Source organism: Streptomyces sp. NPDC057302 (assembly GCF_042667685.1).
Taxonomy (GTDB): domain Bacteria; phylum Actinomycetota; class Actinomycetes; order Streptomycetales; family Streptomycetaceae; genus Streptomyces.
Window position 1 is genome coordinate 1 of the sequence record NZ_JBHUZJ010000050.1, and the last position, 22,991, is coordinate 22,991.

Below are 22,991 nucleotides of genomic sequence, written 5' to 3' on the forward strand. Positions count from 1 at the left end.
GGCCCCCGGCTGCCCTCAGTGATTGCGCGGGAACCCCAGGTCCACGCCCTCCGGCGCGTCCGACGGGTCGGGCCAGCGGGTGGTGACCACCTTGCCGCGGGTGTAGAAGTGCGTCCCGTCATTTCCGTAGATGTGGTGATCCCCGAAGAGCGAATCCTTCCAGCCACCGAAGGAGTGGTAGCCGACCGGCACCGGGATCGGCACGTTCACGCCGACCATGCCCGCCTCGATCTCCAGCTGGAAGCGCCGCGCGGCGCCGCCGTCACGCGTGAAGATCGCGGTGCCGTTGCCGAAGGGCGACGCGTTCATCAGCGCCACGCCCTCCTCGTACGTGTCGACCCGCAGCACGCACAGCACGGGGCCGAAGATCTCGTCCTTGTACGCGTTCGCCGTCACCGGTACGCGGTCCAGGAGCGAGAGGCCGATCCAGTGGCCGTCCTCGAAGCCGTCGACCGTGTGGCCGGTGCCGTCCAGGACGACCTCGCAGCCCTCGGCGGCAGCGCCCGTCACGTACGAAGCGACCTTGTCGCGGTGGGCCGCCGTGATCAGCGGGCCCATCTCCGAGGTGGGGTCGTTGCCGGGGCCGATCTTGATCTTCTCGGCCCGCTCCTTGATCTTCGCGACGAGCTCGTCGCCGATCACACCGACCGCGACCACGGCCGAGATGGCCATGCAGCGCTCGCCCGCGGAGCCGTACGCCGCCGAGACGGCCGCGTCGGCCGCCGCGTCGAGGTCGGCGTCGGGCAGGACCAGCATGTGGTTCTTGGCGCCGCCGAGCGCCTGGACGCGCTTGCCGTTGGCGGTCGCGGTGGTGTGGATGTGGCGGGCGATCGGCGTGGAGCCGACGAAGGAGACGGCCGCCACGTCCGGGTGCGAGAGCAGCCGGTCGACGGCCACCTTGTCGCCGTGCAGGACGTTGAAGACGCCGTCGGGGAGCCCGGCCTCGGAGAGCAGCTCCGCGATCTTCATCGCGGCCGAGGGGTCCTTCTCCGAGGGCTTCAGCACGAAGGTGTTGCCGCACGCGATGGCCAGCGGGAACATCCACATCGGCACCATGGCCGGGAAGTTGAACGGCGTGATGCCCGCGACGACGCCGAGCGGCTGGCGGATGGACGCGACGTCCACGCGCGAGGCCACCTCCGTCGACAGCTCGCCCTTGAGCTGGACCGTGATCCCGCAGGCGAGGTCCACGATCTCCAGGCCGCGGGCGACCTCGCCGAGCGCGTCCGAGTGCACCTTGCCGTGCTCGGCGGTGATCAGCTCGGCGATCGCGTCACGGTTGGCGTCGAGCAGCGCGCGGAAGGCGAAGAGGATCGAGGTGCGCTTGGCCAGGGACGACTTGCCCCACGTGGCGTACGCCTCGCGCGCGGAGGCGACGGCGGCGTCGACCTCGTCCACCGAAGCGAAGGCGACCTGCGTGGTGACGGCGCCGGTCGCGGGGTCGGTGACCGGACCGTACGTACCCGACACACCCGCAGCACGCTCAACGGGCTTTCCACCAATCCAGTGATTGACGGTCTTCGTCATGACAAGCATCCCTACTCTCACAGGTGGCGGCGTCGGGCTGAGACGTGCCGGTCGTACTCTTTCCTGGCCTTGATCGCCGACGGTCGGTCCGCGGTCTCGGCCACGGGCACATCCCACCACGCCTGCGCCGGGGGCGGGGGCGACACTGTGTCTGCCGTTTCCGTCTCCACGTAGACACATGTGGGACCGTCCGCCGCTCGCGCCCCGGCAAGAGCATCGCGCAGGTCAGCCACTGTTTTGGCGCGCATCACACGCATCCCGAGCGAGGCCGCGTTGGCCGCGAGATCGACGGGCAGCGGGGCGCCCGTGTACGTCCCGTCCGCCGCCCGGAAGCGGTAGGCGGTGCCGAACCGCTCGGCGCCCACGGACTCGGAGAGCCCGCCGATGGACGCGTACCCGTGGTTCTGCAGGATCACGACCTTGATCGGGATGTTCTCCTGGACGGCGGTGACGATTTCGGTGGGCATCATCAGATACGTCCCGTCGCCGACCAGCGCCCAGACGGGACGCTCGGGCGCCGCCATCGCGACGCCGATCGAGGCGGGGATCTCGTATCCCATGCAGGAGTAGCCGTATTCGACGTGGTACTGCCGGGGCGAGCGCGCCCTCCACAGCTTGTGGAGATCTCCGGGGAGGGACCCGGCCGCGTTGATGACCACGTCCTCGTCCGTCACCAACTCATCCAGCAGGCCGAGGACTTGGAGCTGCGTGGGCCGTACGTCGGGTTCGTCGGCCGCGTATGCGGCGTCCACGCGCTGCTCCCAGCGCACCTTGTCCTCCGTGTACTCGGCGACGTACGCGGGCGGCACCCGCCACCCCTCCAGGGCTCCGGTCAGCGCCTCCAGGCCCGCGCGCGCGTCCGCGACCAGGGGCGCGCCCGCCATCTTGTGGCCGTCGAACGCGGTGATGTTCAGGTTCAGGAAGCGGACCTCCGGCTCGGCGAAGAGCGTGCCCGATGCCGTGGTGAAGTCGCTGTAGCGGGTGCCGACGCCGATCACCAGGTCGGCGGTGCGGGCGAGTTCGTCGGCGGTGGCCGTGCCCGTGTGCCCGATGCCGCCGACGTCCGCCGGGTGGTCGAACCGCAGGGACCCCTTGCCCGCCTGGGTGGAGGCGACGGGGATCCCGGTCGCGTCCGCGAGGTCCCGCAGCGCGTCCTCGGCGGCGCTGTGGTGGACTCCGCCGCCCGCGACGATCAGCGGACGCCGCGCCTCGCGCACGGCCCTCGCGGCGGCGGCCAGTTCCCGCGGATCGGGCGCCTGACGGCGTACGCCCCAGACCCTCTCCGCGAAGAACTCCTCCGGCCAGTCGAAGCCTTCCGCCTGCACGTCCTGCGGGAGCGCGAGCGTGACGGCGCCGGTGGCGGCCGGGTCGGTCAGCACGCGCATCGCGGCGAGCGCGGCCGGGATCAGGGCCTCGGGGCGGGTGACCCGGTCGAAGTACTTCGAGACCGGGCGCAGGCAGTCGTTGACCGACACATCGCCCGCGTACGGGACTTCGAGCTGCTGGAGCACCGGGTCGGCGGGGCGGGTCGCGAAGGTGTCGCCGGGCAGCAGGAGCACCGGGAGGTGGTTGACGGTCGCGAGCGCGGCTCCGGTGACGAGGTTGGTCGCCCCGGGGCCGATGGACGTGGTGACGGCGTGCGTGGACAGGCGGCCCGACTGGCGGGCGTACCCGACGGCCGCGTGCACCATGGCCTGTTCGTTGCGGCCCTGGTGGAAGGGCATGGCGTCGCCGTACTCCAGGAGTGCCTGGCCGATGCCCGCCACATTGCCGTGGCCGAAGATGCCCCAGGTGGCGCCGATGAGCCGCTGCCGCTCGCCGTCGCGTTCGGTGAACTGCCGGGACAGGAAGCGGACGAGGGCCTGCGCGGTGGTCAGCCTGATCGAGCTCATCGAATTGCCTCCGCCGTCATCGATTTCCCTTTGCCGTCATCGGTACCCTTCCGTGTGGTCGGGGTGGAAGCAGATCCGCCACTCCCGCTCGTCGCCGGGGCCTGCCATCACGTTCAGGTAGTACATGCTGTGCCCCGGCTGGGCGATCGACGGGCCGTGCCAGCCGTCGGGGACGAGCACGGCGTCGCCCGTCCTGACCTCCGCGAGCACGTCCGTGCCGCCGGGACGTGACGGGAAGACCCGCTGGTAGCCGAAGCCTTCCTGACCTCCCTCGCCGGCCTCGATCTCGAAGTAGTAGATCTCTTCGAGCTCGGCCTCGACTCCCGGGCGGTGCTCGTCGTGCTTGTGCGGCGGGTACGAGGACCAGTTGCCACCGGGTGTGATCACCTCGACGGCGATGAGGCGGTCGCAGTCGAAGGCGTCGGCGGAGGCGAAGTTGCGGACCTCGCGGGCGCAGGTGCCGCTGCCGCGGTGCTCGACGGATACCTCCGGCGCGGAGCCGTAGCGGGCGGGGAGTCGACGCTCGCACTTCGCTCCTGCCAGGGCGAAGCGGCCTCCCGCGCCGGAGGCGATCTGGATCTGGGCGTCACGGGGCACGTAGGCGAAGTCACTCACTCCGCTGAACACGCTCCCCCGGCCCAGCAGTTCGATGATCTCGTCTTCCGCGTGCACCGTACAGCCGCCGGTCAGCGGGAGCACGATCCATTCACTCTCTCCGGTGGCGAAGGAGTGCGTGGCGCCGGGTTCGATGTCGACCACGCGCAGTGCGGAATAGACCAGACCGGACCGCTTTGGATCGAGTTCAAGGGCGTACGGCCCCTCGGCCGCGCCGCCCTTCGGTACGTACGTCATGTGGCCCTCCAGCTCATATGGCCCTCCTACAGCAGTCCGACGGCGGTGTCGACGGCGCCCGCCACGTCGCCGTCCGCCGGGTACAGCAGCGTGCGCCCGGCCACGAGCCCGTGCACGGTGGGCAGTTGCAGTGCGCCCCGCCACTTCTCGTACGCGGCGTCGCTGTCGTCGCCGAGGTCGCCCCCGAGAAGGACGGCGGGCAGCGTCGAAGCCTCCATGACGCGCGCCATGTCGTCCGGATTCTCGGTCACCGGGACCTTCAGCCAGGTGTACGCCGATGTCCCGGCGAGCCCCGAGGCGATGGCGATGGACATCGTGACGGCCTCGGCGCTCAGGTCGTTGCGCGGCGGCCCGCCCTCGGGGGCCCGGCGGCAGAGGAACGGCTCGACGAAGACGGGCAGCTTCCTCGCCGCCATGGCGTCGATCGCGCGGGCACTGGAGTGCAGGGTGGTGAGGGAGCCGGGGTCTTCGTGGTCGACGCGCAGCAGGAGCTTCCCCGCGTCGAAGCCGAGCCGGTCGATGTCCTCGGCCCGGTAGCCCGTGAACCGGTCGTCCAGCTCGAACGAGGCGCCCGCGAGCCCGCCCCTGTTCATCGACCCCATGACGACCTTGCCGTCCAGGGCGCCGAGCAGGAGGAGGTCTTCGATGATGTCGGCGGTGGCCAGCACGCCGTCCACGCGGGGGCGCGAGAGCGCGAGGCAGAGCCGCTCCAGGAGGTCCCCGCGGTTGGCCATGGCCAGCTTGTCCCCGCCGACGCCGAGTGCGCCCCGGGCGGGGTGGTCGGCGGCGATGATCATCAGCCGCCCGCTGTCGCCGAGGAGCGAGCGCCGGGGGCGCCGGGCCGCGGCTTCGGCGATGGCTTCGGGGTGCTGGGCCCGGATCCGGACGAGATCCGCGAGGTCAACCATGGGTCACGGCTCCCGGGGTCACGGCTCCCGCGGCGAGCGCCGCCTCGACCTCGTGGGGGAACGGCATCGCGGACGAGCACTCAAGGCGCGAGGCGACGATCGCCCCCGCCGCGTTCGCGTACCGCATGGTCCGCTCCAGCTCCCAGCCCGCGAGCATCCCGTGGCACAGCGCCCCGCCGAAGGCGTCCCCGGCCCCGAGGCCGTTGAGCACCGTCACGGGCAGCGGCGGCAGCTCGACCGCCTCGCCCGCGCCGTTCATCGCGAGCACCCCCTTGGGGCCCTGCTTGACCACGGCGAGTTCGACACCGGCCGCCAGCAACGCGCGGGCGGCGGCGAGGGGTTCACGCTCACCGGTGGCGATCTCGACCTCGTCCACGTTGCCCACCGCGACGGTGGCCTGTGCGAGCGCCTGGGCGTAGAACTCCCTGGCCTGCTCGGCCCGCTCCCAGAACATCGGCCGCCAGTCGAGGTCGAAGACGGTGAGCCCGGCCTTCGCCCGCCGCCGCAGCGCGGCAAGCGTCGCCGACCTGCTGGGCTCCGCGCAGAGCCCCGTACCCGTCATCCAGAAGACCCGCGCGGAGGCGATCGCGCCGAGGTCGAGCTCCGCCTCGTACATCTCCAGGTCGGGCGCCTTCGGCCGGCGGTAGAAGTAGAGCGGGAAGTCGTCCGGCGGGAAGATCTCGCAGAAGGTCACCGGGGTCGGGAGGCCCGCGACGCCGCTCACCCACCGGTCGTCGACCCCGAACTGCCGCAGCTCCCGGTGCAGATAGTCGCCGAAGGGGTCCTCGCCGGTGCGGGTGACGACCGCGACCCGGCGGCCGAGCCGCGCGGCGGCGACGGCGACGTTCGACGCCGAGCCGCCCAGGAACTTGCCGAACGTGCTGACATCGGCGAGCGGCACCCCGGCCTGCAGGGGGTAGAGATCCACCCCGATCCGGCCCATCGTGATCACGTCGTACGGATCGGTCACCCTGCACTCCTCCTCGGCATCGCCCCCTCGGACCACCCCTAGGTCTATTCCGCCCGACGAACCCTGTCAACACATTGTCCTTACATTCGGACTAATCCTTGACACCGCTCCGCGGCACCCTGAAAGCTGGCGGGCATGACGACGCTGTCACGCATCCGCATCGGCTCCGCACCCGACTCGTGGGGCGTGTGGTTCCCCGAGGATCCGGGCCAGGTCCCCTGGAGCCGCTTCCTCGACGAGGTCGCCGACTCCGGCTACGAGTGGATCGAGCTCGGTCCGTACGGCTACCTGCCCAGCGACCCGGCCGTACTCACCGCCGAGACGCAGAGGCGCGGCCTGAAGGTGTCGGCGGGAACGGTCTTCACGGGCCTGCACCACGGACCCTCCGTCTGGGACAAGACGTGGGCCCATGTGGCCGACAACGCCGCGCTCGCGCAGGCGATGGGCGCCGAGCACCTCGTCGTGATCCCGTCCTTCTGGCGCGACGACAAGACCGGCCAGGTCCTGGAGGACCGCACGCTCACCCCGGAGCAGTGGCGCCAGCTCACGCTCCAGACCGAGCGGCTGGCGTACGAGGTGCGCGAGCGCTACGGCCTGCGCGTGGTCGTCCATCCGCACGCCGACACGCACATCGACGACGAGCGGAACGTCACCCGCTTCCTGGACGCGACCGACTCCGGCCTCGTCTCGCTCTGCCTGGACACGGGCCACTACGCCTACTGCGGCGGCGACAACGTCAAGCTGATCGAGACGTACGGCGAGCGCATCGGCTATCTGCACCTCAAGCAGGTCGACCCGGCCGTCCTGGCCGAAGTGCGCGCCCAGGAGATGCCGTTCGGGCCCGCCGTGGCCCGTGGCGTGATGTGCGAGCCGCCGACCGGGGTGCCCGCGATCGAGCCGGTCCTCGCGGCGGCCCAGAAGCTGGGCGTCGACCTGTTCGCCATCGTCGAGCAGGACATGTACCCGTGCCCCCCGGACAAGCCCCTGCCCATCGCCCGCCGCACCCGCTCGTTCCTGCGCTCCTGCGGGGCCTGAGCTCCCCGCCACGGACGCGGTGGTGACGCGGTGGCGATGCCTGCGGCCCCATGCATCACAACCGTCACAAACAACCTCCTTCTGTCACACATGTCCCGCCTACGCGGGTCTTCCGTCACAGCCAGTCGACAACAGCCTCCGTGCGCTCACTCCCTGTCGTTCAGCGGGCACAGGCTGAGTGATCGCCAGCGTCGCGCCGCAGCTCCCCCGACGGCTCTCCCCGAGCCGCCCCTGCGGCGCCCGCAGGGAGGTGCCACTGATGACCGACCGAAGGCTCTGGTCGTACAAGGACATCGCCGCACACATCCGGGTGCAGCCCGACACCGTGCGCTCCTACCGGAAGCACGGGCTGCTTCCCGACCCCGACCACGTGGAGGCCGGGAAGCCCTACTGGTACGCGGACACGATCCGCGCCTGGGTCGCCGCCAGACCCCGCAACCGGGGGCGGTGAGAGTGGACACCCCTTTGAGGCGTACCCCCTAGGGGTATAGTGTGGTGAGTGTCAGGGGGTCTGCCGGGAACACCGGGACCACTCCTGCACATTACGACGCACGTACAGGCACGCACACCCGCCGCACCCTTCCGAGGAGAAGACATGAGCGCCCACACCGAGCTCCCGCAGGCCGAGGCCGTGACGACCGTGTACGAGGTGACCGGCATGACCTGTGGCCACTGCGAGGGTGCCGTCTCCGGTGAGCTCTCCGAGATCGCCGGCGTCAGCTCCGTGAAGGCGGTGGCCGCCACCGGCCAGGTGACCGTAGTCTCCGACGCCCCGCTCGACGAGGCCGCGGTCCGCGCCGCGGTCGACGAGGCGGGCTACGAACTCGTCGGCGTCAGCAAGGCCTGACTCTCCCCCTGCCGGGTACCCCGGGCCCTGTGACGCCGTCACAGGGCCCACGGCCGCTTCACCCCAGACGTACGAAAGAGCCATGAACGAAGTCGAACTCGCCGTCGGCGGGATGACCTGCGCCTCCTGCTCCGCCCGCATCGAGAAGAAACTGAACCGCGTGGAGGGCGTGAGCGCGTCGGTCAACCTCGCCACGGAGAAGGCGAAGGTCTCGTACGCGGACGGGGTCGAGGTCGCGCAGTTGATCGCGACGGTCGAGAAGCTGGGCTACAGCGCGCACGAGATCGTCCCCGCTCCCCCGGAGCCGGCCGCGACGGATCCGGCCACGACCGAGCCGGGCACGCCGGTCACCACCGCCGACATCACCGAGCCCGACACACTCCGTCAGCGCCTCGTCGTCTCGGCGGTGCTCTCGCTGCCCGTCGTCCTGCTCGCGATGATCCCTCCGCTCCAGTTCGACAACTGGCAGTGGCTCTCGCTGACCCTGGCCGCGCCCGTCGTCGTCTGGGGCGGCCTCCCCTTCCACAAGGCCGCGGCCACGAACCTGCGGCACGGCGCCGCGACCATGGACACCCTGGTGTCGGTGGGCACGCTCGCCGCGTTCGGCTGGTCGCTGTGGGCGCTCTTCCTCGGGGACGCGGGGATGCCGGGGATGCGGCACGGCTTCACGTTCACCGTCTCGCGCGCCGACGCCGCCTCGACGCTCTATCTCGAAGTCGCCGCGGGCGTCGTCACGTTCATCCTGCTCGGGCGCTGGCTGGAGGCCCGCTCGAAGCGGAAGGCGGGCGCGGCCCTGCGCGCCCTGCTCGAACTGGGCGCCAGGGACGCGGCCGTGCTGCGGGGCGGCGCGGAGGTCCGCGTCCCGGTCGCGCGTCTCGTGGTCGGCGACCGTTTCGTCGTACGTCCCGGGGAGACCGTCGCGACCGACGGCACCGTCACCGAAGGCGCGTCCGCGGTCGACGTCTCGATGCTGACCGGTGAGTCCGTCCCGGTGGACGTGACCGAGGGCGACACGGTGACCGGGGCGACCACGAACGTCTCGGGGCGGCTCGTCGTCGAGGCCACGCGCGTGGGCGCCGACACCCAACTGGCCAGGATGGCAAGGCTCGTCGAGGACGCCCAGACCGGCAAGGCCCAGGTGCAGCGCCTCGCCGACCGGATCGCCGGGATCTTCGTGCCGGTCGTCCTGATGATCGCGACCGCCACGCTCGGCGGCTGGCTCGGCGCCACGGGCGACGCGACCGCCGCCTTCACCGCGGCCGTCGCCGTCCTGATCATCGCCTGCCCGTGCGCCCTGGGCCTGGCGACGCCGACCGCCCTGATGGTCGGCACGGGGCGCGGCGCGCAGCTCGGCATCCTCATCAAGGGCCCCGAGGTCCTGGAGTCCACGCGCCGGGTGGACACCGTGGTCCTGGACAAGACCGGGACGGTGACGACGGGGCGCATGACGCTGCGGGACGTGTACGTGGCCGGGGAGACCGAGGAGAAGCAGCTGCTGCGGCTCGCGGGGGCCCTGGAGCACGCCTCCGAGCATCCCGTGGCGCGGGCGGTCGCGGCGGGCGCCGCCGCCGAGTTGGGGCTTCCTGTGGGCGCCCTGCCCGCCGTGGAGGGGTTCGGGAACGTCGCCGGGTCCGGCGTGCGCGGCACGGTGGAAGGGCACGCGGTGCTCGTGGGACGCGAGCGGCTGCTCGCGGACGCGGGGACCGAGGGGCTCGCCCCGGTGGCCGGACTCAGGGCCGAGGCCGAGGCGGCGGGACGTACGGCCGTCCTGGTCGCCTGGGACGGCGTGGCTCGCGGCGTCCTCACCGTCGCCGACACCGTCAAGGACACCAGCGCCGAAGCGGTGCGCGAGCTGCGCGCCCTGGGGCTGACGCCGGTGCTGCTCACCGGGGACAACGAGGCCGTCGCCCGGACGGTGGCGAAGGCCGTCGGCATCGACGCGGACGCCGTGTACGCCGAGGTCCTGCCCGAGGACAAGGCCGATGTCGTACGACGGCTGCGCGGCGAGGGCAAGGTCGTCGCGATGGTCGGGGACGGGGTCAACGACGCCGCGGCGCTCGCCACCGCCGATCTGGGTCTGGCGATGGGCACGGGAACGGACGCGGCCATCGAGGCGAGCGATCTGACGCTGGTGCGCGGGGACTTGCGCGCAGCCGCCGACGCGATCAGGCTCTCCCGTAAGACCCTCGCCACCATCAAGGGCAATCTCTTCTGGGCCTTCGGCTACAACGTGGCCGCGCTGCCGCTGGCCGCGGCCGGACTGCTGAATCCGATGATCGCGGGCGCCGCGATGGCTTTCTCTTCGGTATTCGTCGTCACCAACAGCCTCCGCCTCAGGTCTTTCACATAGACTCTTCACATAGTGGTTGCAGCATTCTCACGCCTGAGTCCCGATCGGCATATCGGGCCTCTTGCGCATGTACAGGACATATGCAAGAGACGCAGATCACAGCGATCCCAACGTAACCATTCGTGGGGTTCGCGAGTCTAAGAGGACGATGCCAGGGACGTCTTGGGGGACGTCTCTAGACATCGGGGACATCTTGGGGGATGTTCCTAGGAATGCGTTGGCCGGGGCACGTGCACCAGGGAGCTTGAGCGGCCCTCCTGGTACGGGTCCCGGCAGATCGCAGTACCACTGGCGCGCTGCCACCACAGACGCCCGGCCGGATCCCGTGGGGGGAATCCGCACCGGGAAACAGGAAAGCGCCCCGACCGTCGACCCGTGGGGGGATCGGCGGCGGGGCGCTTTTCGCTGTCAGCTCCCGGAGAAGGTCAGCGACCCTCGACGGGGACGAAGTCCCGGAGAACCTCACCGGTGTAGATCTGGCGCGGACGCCCGATGCGGGATCCGGGCTCCTTGATCATCTCGTGCCACTGCGCGATCCAGCCCGGAAGGCGGCCGAGCGCGAACAGCACGGTGAACATCTCGGTCGGGAAGCCCATCGCGCGGTAGATGAGGCCCGTGTAGAAGTCCACGTTGGGGTAGAGCTTGCGCTCGACGAAGTAGTCGTCGGCCAGCGCGTGCTCTTCGAGCTTGAGGGCGATGTCAAGCAGCTCGTCGTCCTTGCCGAGAGCCGACAGGACGTCGTGCGCCGCCGCCTTGATGATCTTCGCCCGGGGGTCGAAGTTCTTGTAGACGCGGTGCCCGAAGCCCATGAGCTTCACGCCGTCTTCCTTGTTCTTCACCTTGCGGATGAAGTTGTCGACGTCGCCGCCGTCCTGCTTGATGCCCTCGAGCATCTCCAGGACGGACTGGTTGGCGCCACCGTGCAGCGGACCCCAGAGGGCCGAGATACCGGCGGAGATCGAGGCGAACATGTTCGCCTGCGACGAGCCCACCAGACGCACGGTGGAGGTCGAACAGTTCTGCTCGTGGTCCGCGTGCAGGATCAGGAGCTTGTCCAGCGCGGAGACGACGACCGGGTCCAGGTCGTACTCGGCGGCCGGCACCGAGAACGTCATGCGCAGGAAGTTCTCGACGTAGCCGAGGTCGTTGCGCGGGTAGACGACCGGGTGGCCCACGGACTTCTTGTAGGCGTACGCCGCGATCGTCGGAAGCTTGGCGAGAAGGCGGATCGTCGAGAGGTCGCGCTGCTCCTCGTCGAACGGGTTGTGGCTGTCCTGGTAGAACGTCGACAGCGCGCTGACGACCGACGACAGCATCGCCATCGGGTGGGCGTCACGCGGGAAGCCGTCGTAGAACCGCTTGACGTCCTCGTGCAGCAGCGTGTGCTGCGTGATCTCGTTCTTGAAACTGGCGAGCTCGTCGACCTTCGGCAGTTCGCCGTTGATCAGCAGGTACGCCACCTCGGTGAAGGTGGAGCGCTCGGCCAGCTGCTCGATCGGATAGCCGCGATAGCGCAGGATGCCCTGCTCGCCGTCGAGGTAGGTGATGGCGGATTTATACGCGGCGGTGTTGCCATAGCCGCTGTCCAGGGTCACCAGACCGGTTTGGGCGCGGAGCTTCCCGATGTCGAAGCCCTTGTCGCCGACGGTCGAATCGATCACCGGGTAGGTGTACTCGCCATCGCCGTACCGCAGTACTACAGAGTTGTCGCTCACGTCATCCCTCACCGACGTTGTGCCTCTTCTTCGAGGTGCCCTGACTGTCTCTACCATCCCCCATTTGGCCCTGGAGAGTGCACTCGGGGTCGACCATTGGGCCTATTGGCGGCACTCAGTGCCGCCAACTTACTCATCCTGCCCCCTGTGCCCCGGTTGCGGAAGTGGTGTGTGACCTTTCCTACTCGTTTGATCGATCAAAATTTCGGGGGGTTGATCGGGGGGTTGATCGGGGCGTGGTCCCGGGGGTGGAACCACGTCCTCCGGCGAGCCGGAAGTCCAGGGCCGTACAGCGCCTGCCCGCGGAGACCGTGCGCACCGCCTGTCCGAGAGCCTTGCGCGAACCGACCAGGACGACCAGCTTCTTGGCGCGCGTGACCGCCGTATAGAGCAGATTCCGTTGCAGCATCATCCAGGCCCCCGTGGTCACCGGGATCACCACCGCCGGATACTCGCTGCCCTGGGAGCGGTGGATGGTGACCGCGTACGCATGAGCCAGTTCGTCCAGTTCGTCGAAGTCGTACGCGATCTCCTCGTCCTCGTCCGTCAGGACCGTGAGCCGCTGCTCGTCGGAGTCGAGCGCGGTGACAACTCCGACGGTGCCATTGAAGACGCCGTTCTGCCCCTTCTCGTAGTTGTTGCGGATCTGGGTGACCTTGTCGCCGACGCGGAACACCCGGCCGCCGAAGCGCTTCTCCGGTACGTCCGGTCTGCTGGGGGTGATGGCCTGCTGGAGCAGGCCGTTCAGGTTCCCCGCGCCCGCGGGGCCACGGTGCATGGGCGCGAGCACCTGGACGTCGCGGCGCGGGTCGAGGCCGAACTTGGCCGGGATGCGGTGCGCGGCCACGTCCACCGTGACCCGTCCCGCGTCCTCGGTCTCGTCCTCCACGAAGAGGAAGAAGTCCGTGAGCCCCTGGGTGATGGGCGGCACCCCGGAGTTGATGCGGTGGGCGTTCGTGACGACGCCGGACTGCTTGGCCTGGCGGAAGATGTGGGTGAGCCGGACGGCGGGGACGGGGCTCTGCTCGCTGAGCATGTCGCGCAGGACCTCGCCGGCGCCGACGCTCGGCAACTGGTCCACGTCTCCGACGAACAGGAGATGGGCGCCGGGAGCGACGGCCTTCACCAGCTTGTTGGCCAGGAGCAGGTCCAGCATGGACGCCTCGTCGACCACGACGAGGTCGGCGTCCAGGGGCCGCTCCTTGTCGTACGCGGCGTCTCCGCCCGGCTTGAGCTCCAGGAGGCGGTGGACCGTGGAGGCTTCGGTGCCGGTCAGCTCGGCGAGGCGCTTGGCGGCCCGGCCCGTGGGGGCGGCCAGGACGACCTTGGCCTTCTTGGCGCGGGCCAGCTCCACGATGGACCGGACCGTGAAGGACTTGCCGCAGCCGGGGCCTCCGGTGAGGACGGCGGCCTTCTGCGTCAGGGCGAGCCTGACGGCTGCCTCCTGCTCGGGGGCGAGGTCGGCGCCCGTGCGGGTGGCCAGCCAGGAGAGCGCCTTGTCCCAGTCCACGTCCTGGAAGGCGGGCATGCGGTCGTCGGGGGTCCGCAGGAGGCGCAGGAGCTGGGCGGAGAGGGAGAGTTCCGCGCGGTGGAAGGGGACCAGGTAGACGGCGGTGACGTCTTCTTCGCCGTCGGGGCCGGGGACCCGCTCGCGTACGACGCCTTCCTCCTCCTTGGCCAGCTCGGCGAGGCAGTCGATGACCAGGCCGGTGTCGACCTGGAGGAGCTTGACCGCTTCCGCGATGAGGCGCTCCTCCGGGAGGTAGCAGTTGCCCTGGTCGGTGGACTGGGAGAGCGCGTACTGGAGGCCTGCCTTGACGCGTTCCGGGCTGTCGTGGGGGATGCCGACGGACTGGGCGATGCGGTCCGCGGTGAGGAAGCCGATGCCCCAGACGTCGGCGGCGAGGCGGTAGGGCTCGTTCTTCACTATGGAGATGGAGGCGTCCGCGTACTTCTTGTAGATGCGGACGGCGATGGACGTGGAGACACCCACGCCTTGGAGGAAGACCATCACTTCCTTGATGGCCTTCTGTTCCTCCCAGGCCGCGGCGATCATCTTGGTGCGTTTGGGGCCCAGGCCCGGGACTTCGACCAGGCGCTTGGGCTCCTGCTCGATGATGTCGAGGGTGTCCACGCCGAAGTGGGTGGTGATGCGGTCGGCCATGACGGGGCCGATGCCCTTGATGAGGCCCGAGCCCAGGTAGCGGCGGATGCCTTGGATGGTGGCGGGGAGGATGGTGGTGTAGTTCTCCACCGTGAACTGCTTGCCGTACTGGGAGTGGGAGCCCCAGCGGCCCTCCATGCGGAGGGACTCTCCCACTTGTGCGCCCAGCAGTGCGCCGACGACGGTGAGGAGGTCGCCGGCGCCGCGGCCCGTGTCCACACGGGCGACCGTGTACCCGTTCTCCTCGTTGGCGTAGGTGATCCGCTCCAGGACCCCCTCGACCACTGCGGCTGTTGCCGCTGCTGGGCTCGACATGGGGTGACGCTATCGCTCGGCGCTGACAGCGCGGGCAGCCTGTGGATAACTCTGGGGGCGGGGCGGGGCGGGGCGGGTGCGGTGGGATGGGATGGGGTGGAGGCGGGGTGGGGTCAGCTTCGAGGGGGCCCGGTCTTGCGACCGGGCCCCCTCGGGTCTCCCCTCCCCTGTCGGTACTCCGCGATCCCCCCAGATCCCCCTCCGGAAGTCCCGACGCACAGTACGACCCGCGTAGGGCGGGAAGGGTTGCACGGGCAAGGCCACCAGTTTTCGGGGTGCCGACAAAGGGGGGCGGAAGTAACTTTTAGACCATGAGTGAAGAATCTTCCGAAATTCCTGCTGGGCCCTCTGACGGAACCTCCCTGCAGAAGGACGTCCTCGACGAACTCGGCGACGACAAGCTCCAGGAGATCGCGGGGCTGCTCGGTACGGATGCCGCGGGGGCGCAGGACGTGGTGGGGACCACGGTGACCGCGCTTTCGGGGAACCTTCAGGAGAAGGCGGAGGATCCCGCGGGGGCGGAGGAGGTGGAGCAGGCGCTCGCCGAGGCGGCGCCTCCGCAGGGGATCGCCGGGTTCGGGGGGTTCGGGGGGCTTGCCGCGGGCGGGATGCTGTCCGGGGTGCTGGCGAAGATGAGCCGGCCGGTGGCGGCCGCGGTGGCCAAGAAGACGGGGCTTCCGGCGGCTTCCGTGACCCGGGTGATCGAGCTGCTGATTCCGGTGTTGCTGACGGTGCTGACGAAGCGGGCGCGGACGTCGGGCAGGCCGCCGGGGGGCGGGGGCGGTATCGGTGACCTTCTGGGGCAGATTCTGGGCGGCAAGAAGAAGTAGCCCTCCGGGGGGTGGGCGCGGTGCTGGTCCGGCTGTGGGGCGGTGCCGCGCCGGTATGTCCGTCCTCGCCATCGTCCGGTGGCCGTCTTGGTTCTTCGGCTGGGGAGTGACAGGAACCGTGCTCCGGGCGGAAATACCGGCACGTCCCCTCGCGTCTCGATGCCGACTGCGGGCACACCCGGGCCGATCTCCCACCCACCCGACGCACCCCCGGGCAATCGGGCGGGTGGGCGGGAAAGCTTGTTCGTCCAGGGGTGGATGCGGGGCAATCGGGCGGGTGGGTGGGAAGGCTTGTTCGGTCAGGGCTGGATGCGGGGTGAACGGGCGGGTGGGTGGGAAGGTCCCGGTCCGGAGGGATGTGCCGGGGCTAGCAGGCGTGCTGGACGTAGGTCTGGGCCGTTTCCGCGAGGAGTTCCGCGCCGGGGGCCGCCCACAGTTCCTCGTTGAAGAGTTCGACCTCGATGGGGCCCCCGTAGCCCGCCTCCTCCACCAAGGCGCGCCACGACCGCAGGTCGATCGATCCCTCGCCCAGTCGGCCCCGCCCGTTCAGGACGCCCTCGGGCAACGGGGTGATCCAGTCCGCCAGTTGGAACGCGTGCAGGCGTTCGCCCCGGCCCGCGCGGGCGATCTGTGCGGGGGCCTGGTCGTCCCACCACACGTGGTACGTGTCCACGCAGACCCCGACCTGCGTGGCGGGGAAGAGCTCCGCCAGGTCCAGGGCCTGGGTCAGCGTGGAGACCACGCAGCGGTCCGAGGCGAACATGGGGTGCAGGGGTTCGATGGCCAGGCGGATTCCGCGCTCGGCCGCGTAGGGGGCCAGGTCCGCGAGGGCGTCGGCGATGCGGGAGCGCGCTCCGTGCAGGTCCTTGCTGTCGGGGGGCAGGCCGCCGGAGACCAGGACCAGCGTGTCCGTGCCCAGCGTCGCCGCCTCGTCGATCGCCGCCTTGTTGTCGTCGATGGCCCGCACGCGCGCGTGCGGTTCGATGGCGGTGAGGAAGCCGCCGCGGCAGAGCGTGGTGATGGTCAGGCCCGCGTCGCGCATCAGCTTGGCGGCTTTGTCGAGGCCGTAGGAGTGCACCGGCTCTCGCCAGAGGCCCACACCGGGGATGCCCAGGTCCGTGCAGGCCGCGGCCAGTTCCGGCAGCGACAGTTGTTTCACCGTCATCTGGTTGATGGAGAAGCGCGCCAGGGCCTCGCTCATTGCTGGACTCCGTACGTGGTGAGCAGGGTCTTCATGCGGGACTCAGCGAGGAGCGGGTCCGGGAACAGGCCCAGTTCGTCGGCCAGTTCATAGGCGCGGCTCAGGTGCGGCAGCGAGCGGGCCGACTGGAGGCCGCCCACCATCGTGAAGTGGCTCTGGTGGCCCGCGAGCCAGGCCAGGAACACCACGCCCGTCTTGTAGAAGCGGGTGGGGGGTTGGAAGAGGTGGCGGGACAGTTCGACCGTGGGGTCGAGGCAGGCGTGGAAGGCCTTGGTGTCACCGGTGTCCAGCGCGCGGACCGCCTGCGCCGCCAGGGGGGCCAGCGGGTCGAAGATGCCCAGGAGCGCGTGGCTGAAGCCCTGGTCGTCGCCCGCGATCAGCTCGGGGTAGTTGAAGTCGTCGCCCGTGTAGCAGCGGACGCCGTCCGGGAGGCGGCGGCGCAGTGCGATCTCGCGCTTCGGGTCGAGGAGGGAGACCTTGATGCCGTCGACCTTGTCCGGGTGCGCGGCGATGACCTCCAGGAAGGTCTCGGTCGCCGCGTCCAGGTCCTCGCTCCCCCAGTAGCCGGTGAGCGCCGGGTCGAACATCGGGCCGAGCCAGTGCAGGATCACCGGCTCGCTCGCCTGGCGCAGGAGGTGGCCGTACGTCTCCAGGTAGTCGTCGGGCCCCTTTGCCGCCGCGGCCAGGGCTCTTGATGCCATGAGGATCACCTGTGCGCCGGACGACTCGACCAGGGCCAGCTGTTCCTCGTACGCCGCACGGACCGTCAGGAGGTCTGCGCGGCCGGTCAGTTGGTCGGTGCCCGCGCCGCAGGCGATCGCGCCGCCCACCGACTTCGCCTCCGCCGCGGAACGCGTGATCAGTTCCGCGGCGCCCTTCCAGTCCAGGCCCATTCCGCGTTGCGCCGTGTCCATCGCCTCGGCCACGCCCAGGCCCTGCGCCCACAGGTGGCGGCGGAAGGCGAGGGTCGCGTCCCAGTCGACGGCCGCCGGGGAGTCCGGGGAGACGTCGGCGTAGGGGTCCGCCACCACATGGGCAGCCGAGAAGACCGTGCGGGAGGTGAGCGGGGAGCCGCCGTCGGGCGCCACCGGGGAGGGCGCCGTGCGGGGTTCGTGGGGGCGCGTGGTGCCGTCCGCGCGCGGCAGCAGGAGCGTCATCGGTCGAGCTCCGGCACCTCGATGCGGCGGCCCTCGGCCGAGGACTTCAGGCCCAGCTCCGCGAGCTGCACGCCGCGCGCGCCCGCGTGCAGGTCCCAGTGGTAGGGCGCGTCCGCGTACACGTGCCGCAGGAACAGCTCCCACTGGGCCTTGAAGCCGTTGTCGAACTCCTGGTTGTCGGGGACCTCCTGCCACTGGTCGCGGAAGGAGTGGGTGACGGGCAGGTCGGGGTTCCAGACCGGCTTGGGGGTGGAGCTGCGGTGCTGTACGCGGCAGTTGCGCAGGCCCGCGACGGCCGAGCCCTCCGTGCCGTCGACCTGGAACTCGACCAGTTCGTCGCGGTTGACGCGGACCGTCCAGGAGGAGTTGATCTGGGCGATCGCGCCGCCTTCGAGTTCGAAGATGCCGTACGCGGCGTCGTCCGCCGTCGCGTCGTAGGGCTTGCTCTGCTCGTCCCAGCGCTGCGGTACGTGGGTCGCGGCGAGCGCCTGGACGCTGCGTACGCGGCCGAACAGCTCGTGCAGCACGTACTCCCAGTGCGGGAACATGTCGACGACGATGCCTCCGCCGTCCTCCGCGCGGTAGTTCCAGGAGGGGCGCTGGGCGTCCTGCCAGTCGCCCTCGAAGACCCAGTAGCCGAACTCGCCCCGGACGGACAGGATCTTGCCGAAGAAGCCACCGTCGATCAGGCGCTTCAGCTTGAGCAGTCCCGGCAGAAAGAGCTTGTCCTGGACCACGCCGTGCTTGATGCCGGCCGTGCGGGCGAGCTCGGCCAGTTCCAGGGCTCCGGCGAGGCCCGTCGCGGACGGCTTCTCCGTGTAGATGTGCTTGCCCGCGGCGATGGCCCGCTTGATGGCCTCCTCGCGCGCGGACGTCACCTGCGCGTCGAAGTAGATGTCGATGGTGGGGTCGGCGAGTACCGCGTCCAGGTCCGTCGAGACGCTCGATCCGACGTCGAGGCCGTGGCGCTCGGCGATCTCCCGCAGCGCGTTCTCCCGGCGGCCCACGAGGACCGGCTCGGGCCACAGCACCGTGCCCTCGGCGTCGCCCAGGGGCAGGCCGCCCTGCTCGCGCAGGGCCAGCAGCGAGCGGACGAGGTGCTGGCGGTAGCCCATCCGTCCCGTCACACCGTTCATGGCGATGCGCACCGTCTTGCGAGTCACAGGGGTCCCTCCGTACGCAGGTAAGCGTATAGCAAGCGCTTTCTATCCAAGAAGAAGCTAGCCTGCCGCACAAGGTTCGGACAAGGGCTTCGGACCAGAGCCGTGACCGGAGGACGACGAGATGACCACCGTGACCCTGGCGGACGTGGCGGCACGCGCCCAGGTGTCCCCTGCCACCGTCTCCCGCGTACTGAACGGCAACTACCCCGTGGCGACGGCCACCCGTGAGCGCGTCCTGCGGGCCGTGGACGACCTCGACTACGTCCTGAACGGTCCCGCGAGCTCGCTCGCCGCGGCCACGTCCGACCTGGTCGGCATCCTGGTGAACGACATCGCCGACCCCTTCTTCGGGATCATGGCGGGCGCCGTCCAGTCCGAGATCGGCGGTCCCGGCGGGCGCGCCGGCGGCGAGCGGATGGCCGTGGTCTGCAACACGGGCGGCTCCCCGGAGCGCGAGCTCACCTATCTGACCCTGCTCCAGCGGCAGCGCGCCGCCGCGGTCGTCCTGACCGGCGGCGCCCTGGAGGACCCCGCCCACGCCGCCGCGATGTCCGCGAAGCTGGCCCGCCTCGCGGACGCGGGCACCCGCATCGTGCTCTGCGGGCGCCCCCCGCTGGAGGACTCGGACGCGGTCGCGGCCACGCTCACCTTCGACAACCGCAACGGCGGGCGGCGGCTCACGGAGCATCTGCTGACGCTGGGGCACCGCAGGATCGGCTATGTGGCGGGCCCACTGGAGCGGACGACGACCCGGCACCGGCTGGAAGGACACCGGGACGCGCTGGCGGCGTTCGGTGGGGAGAGCGCGGGGAGCGCCGGGAGCGCCGACCGGGACGAGCTGACCGTTCACGGCCCTTACACGCGCCGGTCGGGCTACGAGGCCACCCTCGAACTCCTGCGCCGCGACCCGGACCTGACCGCCATCGTGGCCGCCAACGACACGGTCGCCCTCGGCGCGTCCGCCGCCCTGCGCGAGCGCGGCCTGCGCATCCCCGAGGACATCTCGGTGGCGGGCTTCGACGACCTGCCCTTCTCGGTGGACGCCGTCCCCGCCCTGACGACCGTACGACTCCCGCTGTACGAGGCGGGCGCCCGTGCGGGCCGCCTGGCCACGGGCGCGGAGGAGGCGCCGCCCGGGGGCGTGGCGACGATCGGGGCGGAGCTGATGGTGCGGGGGTCGACGGCGCCGCCGCGCCGGTGAGCGACACCACCGACGCGGCGGACGGATCTCCGAAGGCCCGGGATCTGGACCGAAAGGCGTGGCGCTCGGGGGCGGCTCGGCGTACCGTTGACTCAGTCAAGGGTGATTCGTCTCGATGCCCCCTGGAGTGAGCCGCCATGCCGCACGCCTCCGAAACACCCGTTCAAGAGATCCGCGCCTTCAACCGCTTCTACACGAACCTCATCGGCGCCCTCGACTACAGCCGCCAGCTCTACGTCCCGTACACCCTCACCGAGGCCCGCGTCCTGTACGAGCTCGCGCACGCCTCGCATCTCGACGCCGCCGATCTGCGCGGTGAACTCTCCCTCGACGCCGGGTACTTGAGCCGTCTGCTCGGCAAGCTGGAGAAGGCCGGGATCGTCGAGCGCGCGCCCTCCGAGCGCGATCCCCGGCGCCAGCGCATCACGCTCACCGCGCGGGGGCGCGAGACCGCCGCCCTGCTGGACGAGCGGTCGAGCGAGGCCGTGGGTTCGCTGCTCTCGGCCGTCCCGGGCGCCGAGCGGCCACGCCTCGCCGCCGCGATGCGCACCGTGCGGGAGATCCTGAGCGGCGGCGAGGGCGGGGCGGTCGCCGCGCGGCCCCTGCTGCGCGAGCCCGGTCCGGGGGATCTCGGGTGGATCGTGCAGCGCAACGCCGCCCTGTACGCGGCCGAGTTCGGGTTCAACATCGACTACGAAGGCCTGGTCGCCCGGATCGTCGCCGACTACGCGGAGGATCACGACCCCCACCTGGAGCGGACCTGGATCGCCGAGCTCGACGGGCGCCCCGTGGGATGCGTGATGTGCGTGCGCGACGAGGCGCCCGGGACCGCCCGGCTGCGGCTCCTGCTCGTCGAGCCGGACGCCCGTGGACACGGCATCGGGGATCAACTGGTCGGTGCCTGCGTCGAGTTCGCGCGCGGCGTCGGCTACCGCGAGATGGTTCTGTGGACCAACGACATCCTCGGCGCCGCCCGCGCCATCTACCAGCGGCACGGATTCGTCCTCGTGGACGAGAAGCCGCACCGCTCCTTCGGGGTCGACCTGCTGGGGCAGAACTGGCAACTGCACCTAGGGTCTGCCTCATGAAACTCGCCTTCTCCACCCTCGGCGTCCCCGGGCTCCCCATCGCCGACGTGCTGAACCTGGCCACCACCCACGGCTATCAGGGCATCGAACTGCGCGCGCACCCCGAGGAACCGGTCCACCCGGGGATCGGCCTCACCGAACGGGCCGACGTAGCCGCCCAGTTCAAGACCGCGGGCATCGAGATCCTCGCGATCTCCGGGTACGCGCGCGTGGCCGAACCCGGCGACGACGAGCCCGTCCTCGACGACATACGTTCCCTGCTCACCCTCGCCCGCGACCTCGGCGCCCCCTTCATCCGCGTCTTCCCCGGCGGCGGTACCGAGCAGAGCGCGCAGGAGGCCGACGCGACGGCCGCCCGACGGCTCGGCACGGCGGCCGAGTACGCGGCGGACTTCGGCGTACGCATCCTCCTGGAGACCCACGACTCGCACCGCACGGGCGCCGCGGCGACCCGCGTGCTCGGCACGGTCGGCCACCGGCACGCGGGCGCGTTGTGGGACGTGATGCACACCTGGCTCGGCGGCGAGTCCCCCGCCGAGAGCCTCGCGGCGCTCTCCCCGTACCTCGGCTACGTACAGGTGAAGGACATCGCGTCGACCGAGGACACGACACCGCTCGGGCTCGGCGAGGGCGTCCTGCCGCTCGCCGAGTGCGTGGACGCGCTGCTCGGCGGGGAGTACCGGGACGGCTGGCTGTGCTGGGAGTACGAGAAGCGGTGGTACGAGAAGGCGGAGCCGCTGCCTGAACTCCTGGGCCCGGGAAGGGACTTCCTGTCGCGCCTCCTCAACCGGCCTGCCTGACGGCGGACAGGCCGCCCGAACCGCCACTCCCGACAGCCGTCGCGGATCCCGCCCCGCCACGCCTCACCCCCGCGAGAGACGTGAGCCCCACCCCGCCGACCAGAAGCGCCGCCGCGCACCAGCCGAGGGCGCTCACCGACTCGTTCAGCACAAGACCGGCCGCGGACATCCCGAACACCGGGACCAGGAGCGAGAAGGGGGCCACGGTCGACGCGGGGTGGCGGCGCAGCAGGTAGCCCCAGGCGCCGAAGCCGAAGACCGTGGTGATCCACGCGACGTAGACGATGATGCCCACGCCCTGCCAGTCCAGCGAACCCAGGGCGGAGAGGTCCGCCGACGGCCCTTCGAAGAGCAGCGAGAGCCCGAGCAGCGGCAGGACCGGGACCGTGCTCACCCACACCATGAAGTTGAGGGAGTCGGGCGGGGACGCCTTGCGGGTCATGACGTTCGACGCGCCCCAGCAGGCCGCGGCGCCGATCAGCAGCGCGAAGGCCGTCAGCGGTCCCGTCCCGCCCTCGTCGACCGCCGCGACGCCGATGCCCGTCAGGGCGATCGCCATGCCCAACACGCGGACGCGGCCCGGCCGTTCGCCGAGGGCCACGATGGCGAAGAGCGCCGTGAACACCGCCTGGATCTGGAGCACCAGGGAGGAGACACCGGCCGGCATCCCCGCGTCCATGCCGATGAACAGCAGGCCGAACTTGGCGACCCCCAGGACCAGTCCGACCCCGACGATCCACTTCCACGCGACCTTGGGCGGCCCCACGAAGAAGACCGCGGGAAGCGCCGCCACCAGGAAGCGCAGGGCGGAGAACAGCAGCGGCGGGAAGTGGTCGAGGCCCACCTCGATGACGACGAAGTTGACGCCCCATACGGCGGTGACGAGGACGGCGAGGAGGACGTGTGCGGGTCGCATGCGTCGAGGATCACCCGCCCCGACCATGTAGGACCAGCGCGGATCTCTGCATGATGGGAT

At 70.7% G+C, this 22,991-nt stretch carries 19 protein-coding genes; 8 read left to right on the top strand and 11 right to left on the bottom strand.

Translation table 11 applies throughout. The annotated features are described in order from the left end of the window. Positions 1 to 15: 15 nt before the first annotated feature. The 5 genes from mmsA to iolC are packed head-to-tail and all read right to left on the bottom strand — an operon-like array spanning position 16 to position 6,122. A complete protein-coding gene (gene mmsA, locus ACFUPX_RS28910; RefSeq protein ID WP_383328895.1) occupies positions 16 to 1,527 on the bottom strand; it encodes a CoA-acylating methylmalonate-semialdehyde dehydrogenase in 1,512 nt (503 codons plus the stop codon). Positions 1,528 to 1,544: 17 nt separating this feature from the next. Then, positions 1,545 to 3,419: a 3D-(3,5/4)-trihydroxycyclohexane-1,2-dione acylhydrolase (decyclizing) gene (iolD, locus tag ACFUPX_RS28915; RefSeq protein WP_383328897.1), complete on the bottom strand. Its 1,875-nt coding sequence runs from the start codon at positions 3,417 to 3,419 to the stop codon at positions 1,545 to 1,547. A 36-nt stretch (positions 3,420 to 3,455) separates the two neighbouring features. Then, the gene (gene iolB / locus ACFUPX_RS28920) at positions 3,456 to 4,271 is read right to left on the bottom strand and encodes a 5-deoxy-glucuronate isomerase (protein WP_383328900.1); all 816 of its coding nucleotides are present in this window, start codon (positions 4,269 to 4,271) and stop codon (positions 3,456 to 3,458) included. Positions 4,272 to 4,297: 26 nt separating this feature from the next. Continuing rightward, entirely contained in the window at positions 4,298 to 5,179 is an 882-nt protein-coding gene (locus ACFUPX_RS28925; RefSeq protein WP_383328903.1) for a deoxyribose-phosphate aldolase, read from the bottom strand. After that, entirely contained in the window at positions 5,172 to 6,122 is a 951-nt protein-coding gene (iolC, locus tag ACFUPX_RS28930) for a 5-dehydro-2-deoxygluconokinase (RefSeq protein ID WP_383329029.1), read from the bottom strand. Before iolC ends, ACFUPX_RS28925 begins: the two co-directional genes overlap by 8 nt. A gap of 162 nt (positions 6,123 to 6,284) precedes the next feature. On the opposite strand from iolC, the gene ACFUPX_RS28935 reads away from it, so the two are divergent. The 4 genes from ACFUPX_RS28935 to ACFUPX_RS28950 all read left to right on the top strand — a co-directional run bounded on the left by ACFUPX_RS28935 (position 6,285) and on the right by ACFUPX_RS28950 (position 10,381). Further along, entirely contained in the window at positions 6,285 to 7,184 is a 900-nt protein-coding gene (locus ACFUPX_RS28935) for a sugar phosphate isomerase/epimerase family protein (protein ID WP_383328906.1), read from the top strand. 259 nt (positions 7,185 to 7,443) lie between these two features. Further along, positions 7,444 to 7,635, top strand: coding sequence for a MarR family transcriptional regulator (locus ACFUPX_RS28940; protein ID WP_383328909.1), 192 nt, complete (start codon positions 7,444 to 7,446; stop codon positions 7,633 to 7,635). A gap of 144 nt (positions 7,636 to 7,779) precedes the next feature. Beyond that, positions 7,780 to 8,031 (top strand): heavy-metal-associated domain-containing protein, encoded by a 252-nt coding sequence (locus ACFUPX_RS28945; protein ID WP_383328912.1) that lies wholly within the window; start codon positions 7,780 to 7,782, stop codon positions 8,029 to 8,031. Between the two features lie 82 nt (positions 8,032 to 8,113). Beyond that, on the top strand, positions 8,114 to 10,381 hold the full coding sequence (locus ACFUPX_RS28950; protein ID WP_383328915.1) for a heavy metal translocating P-type ATPase: 2,268 nt from the start codon (positions 8,114 to 8,116) through the stop codon (positions 10,379 to 10,381). A gap of 425 nt (positions 10,382 to 10,806) precedes the next feature. On the opposite strand, the gene ACFUPX_RS28955 is transcribed toward ACFUPX_RS28950, so the two are convergent. Further along, positions 10,807 to 12,153, bottom strand: coding sequence for a citrate synthase (locus tag ACFUPX_RS28955; RefSeq protein ID WP_249589823.1), 1,347 nt, complete (start codon positions 12,151 to 12,153; stop codon positions 10,807 to 10,809). A 124-nt stretch (positions 12,154 to 12,277) separates the two neighbouring features. After that, positions 12,278 to 14,575, bottom strand: coding sequence for an ATP-dependent RecD-like DNA helicase (locus ACFUPX_RS28960; RefSeq protein WP_383328918.1), 2,298 nt, complete (start codon positions 14,573 to 14,575; stop codon positions 12,278 to 12,280). Positions 14,576 to 14,886: 311 nt separating this feature from the next. Here ACFUPX_RS28960 and ACFUPX_RS28965 point away from each other — a divergent pair, with 311 nt between their 5' ends. Further along, positions 14,887 to 15,405 carry a DUF937 domain-containing protein gene (locus ACFUPX_RS28965; protein WP_383328921.1) on the top strand — a complete coding sequence of 173 codons (519 nt, stop codon included), beginning with the start codon at positions 14,887 to 14,889 and terminating at the stop codon, positions 15,403 to 15,405. A gap of 367 nt (positions 15,406 to 15,772) precedes the next feature. Here the strand turns inward: ACFUPX_RS28965 and ACFUPX_RS28970 are convergent, their stop codons facing one another. The 3 genes from ACFUPX_RS28970 to ACFUPX_RS28980 are packed head-to-tail and all read right to left on the bottom strand — an operon-like array spanning position 15,773 to position 18,926. After that, entirely contained in the window at positions 15,773 to 16,606 is an 834-nt protein-coding gene (locus ACFUPX_RS28970) for a sugar phosphate isomerase/epimerase family protein (RefSeq protein ID WP_383328924.1), read from the bottom strand. Further along, positions 16,603 to 17,763, bottom strand: a complete 1,161-nt coding sequence (locus ACFUPX_RS28975; RefSeq protein ID WP_383328926.1) for a dihydrodipicolinate synthase family protein — start codon at positions 17,761 to 17,763, stop codon at positions 16,603 to 16,605. Before ACFUPX_RS28975 ends, ACFUPX_RS28970 begins: the two co-directional genes overlap by 4 nt. Then, complete coding sequence (locus tag ACFUPX_RS28980) at positions 17,760 to 18,926, bottom strand: Gfo/Idh/MocA family protein (protein WP_383328929.1); 1,167 nt, start codon at positions 18,924 to 18,926, stop codon at positions 17,760 to 17,762. The genes ACFUPX_RS28975 and ACFUPX_RS28980 overlap by 4 nt, the downstream gene beginning before the upstream one ends. Positions 18,927 to 19,047: 121 nt before the next feature. Between ACFUPX_RS28980 and ACFUPX_RS28985 the strand changes: the two genes are divergently transcribed. The 3 genes from ACFUPX_RS28985 to ACFUPX_RS28995 all read left to right on the top strand — a co-directional run bounded on the left by ACFUPX_RS28985 (position 19,048) and on the right by ACFUPX_RS28995 (position 22,015). Next, complete coding sequence (locus ACFUPX_RS28985; RefSeq protein WP_383328932.1) at positions 19,048 to 20,127, top strand: LacI family DNA-binding transcriptional regulator; 1,080 nt, start codon at positions 19,048 to 19,050, stop codon at positions 20,125 to 20,127. A gap of 137 nt (positions 20,128 to 20,264) precedes the next feature. Then, complete coding sequence (locus tag ACFUPX_RS28990) at positions 20,265 to 21,215, top strand: GNAT family N-acetyltransferase (RefSeq protein ID WP_383328935.1); 951 nt, start codon at positions 20,265 to 20,267, stop codon at positions 21,213 to 21,215. Continuing rightward, positions 21,212 to 22,015 carry a sugar phosphate isomerase/epimerase family protein gene (locus ACFUPX_RS28995; RefSeq protein WP_383328937.1) on the top strand — a complete coding sequence of 268 codons (804 nt, stop codon included), beginning with the start codon at positions 21,212 to 21,214 and terminating at the stop codon, positions 22,013 to 22,015. The genes ACFUPX_RS28990 and ACFUPX_RS28995 overlap by 4 nt, the downstream gene beginning before the upstream one ends. Here ACFUPX_RS28995 and ACFUPX_RS29000 read toward each other — a convergent pair. Next, complete coding sequence (locus ACFUPX_RS29000; RefSeq protein ID WP_383328940.1) at positions 21,999 to 22,931, bottom strand: EamA family transporter; 933 nt, start codon at positions 22,929 to 22,931, stop codon at positions 21,999 to 22,001. The two genes, ACFUPX_RS28995 and ACFUPX_RS29000, sit on opposite strands and share 17 nt — an antisense overlap. Positions 22,932 to 22,991 lie beyond the last annotated feature (60 nt).

Coding starts and splice junctions, on each gene's coding strand:
- mmsA (WP_383328895.1), bottom strand. CDS start 1,527: ATGACGAAGACCGTCAATCACTGGATTGGTGGAAAGCCCGTTGAGCGT.
- iolD (WP_383328897.1), bottom strand. CDS start 3,419: ATGAGCTCGATCAGGCTGACCACCGCGCAGGCCCTCGTCCGCTTCCTG.
- iolB (WP_383328900.1), bottom strand. CDS start 4,271: ATGACGTACGTACCGAAGGGCGGCGCGGCCGAGGGGCCGTACGCCCTT.
- ACFUPX_RS28925 (WP_383328903.1), bottom strand. CDS start 5,179: ATGGTTGACCTCGCGGATCTCGTCCGGATCCGGGCCCAGCACCCCGAA.
- iolC (WP_383329029.1), bottom strand. CDS start 6,122: ATGGGCCGGATCGGGGTGGATCTCTACCCCCTGCAGGCCGGGGTGCCG.
- ACFUPX_RS28935 (WP_383328906.1), top strand. CDS start 6,285: ATGACGACGCTGTCACGCATCCGCATCGGCTCCGCACCCGACTCGTGG.
- ACFUPX_RS28940 (WP_383328909.1), top strand. CDS start 7,444: ATGACCGACCGAAGGCTCTGGTCGTACAAGGACATCGCCGCACACATC.
- ACFUPX_RS28945 (WP_383328912.1), top strand. CDS start 7,780: ATGAGCGCCCACACCGAGCTCCCGCAGGCCGAGGCCGTGACGACCGTG.
- ACFUPX_RS28950 (WP_383328915.1), top strand. CDS start 8,114: ATGAACGAAGTCGAACTCGCCGTCGGCGGGATGACCTGCGCCTCCTGC.
- ACFUPX_RS28955 (WP_249589823.1), bottom strand. CDS start 12,153: ATGGTAGAGACAGTCAGGGCACCTCGAAGAAGAGGCACAACGTCGGTG.
- ACFUPX_RS28960 (WP_383328918.1), bottom strand. CDS start 14,575: ATGTCGAGCCCAGCAGCGGCAACAGCCGCAGTGGTCGAGGGGGTCCTG.
- ACFUPX_RS28965 (WP_383328921.1), top strand. CDS start 14,887: ATGAGTGAAGAATCTTCCGAAATTCCTGCTGGGCCCTCTGACGGAACC.
- ACFUPX_RS28970 (WP_383328924.1), bottom strand. CDS start 16,606: ATGAGCGAGGCCCTGGCGCGCTTCTCCATCAACCAGATGACGGTGAAA.
- ACFUPX_RS28975 (WP_383328926.1), bottom strand. CDS start 17,763: ATGACGCTCCTGCTGCCGCGCGCGGACGGCACCACGCGCCCCCACGAA.
- ACFUPX_RS28985 (WP_383328932.1), top strand. CDS start 19,048: ATGACCACCGTGACCCTGGCGGACGTGGCGGCACGCGCCCAGGTGTCC.
- ACFUPX_RS28990 (WP_383328935.1), top strand. CDS start 20,265: ATGCCGCACGCCTCCGAAACACCCGTTCAAGAGATCCGCGCCTTCAAC.
- ACFUPX_RS28995 (WP_383328937.1), top strand. CDS start 21,212: ATGAAACTCGCCTTCTCCACCCTCGGCGTCCCCGGGCTCCCCATCGCC.
- ACFUPX_RS29000 (WP_383328940.1), bottom strand. CDS start 22,931: ATGCGACCCGCACACGTCCTCCTCGCCGTCCTCGTCACCGCCGTATGG.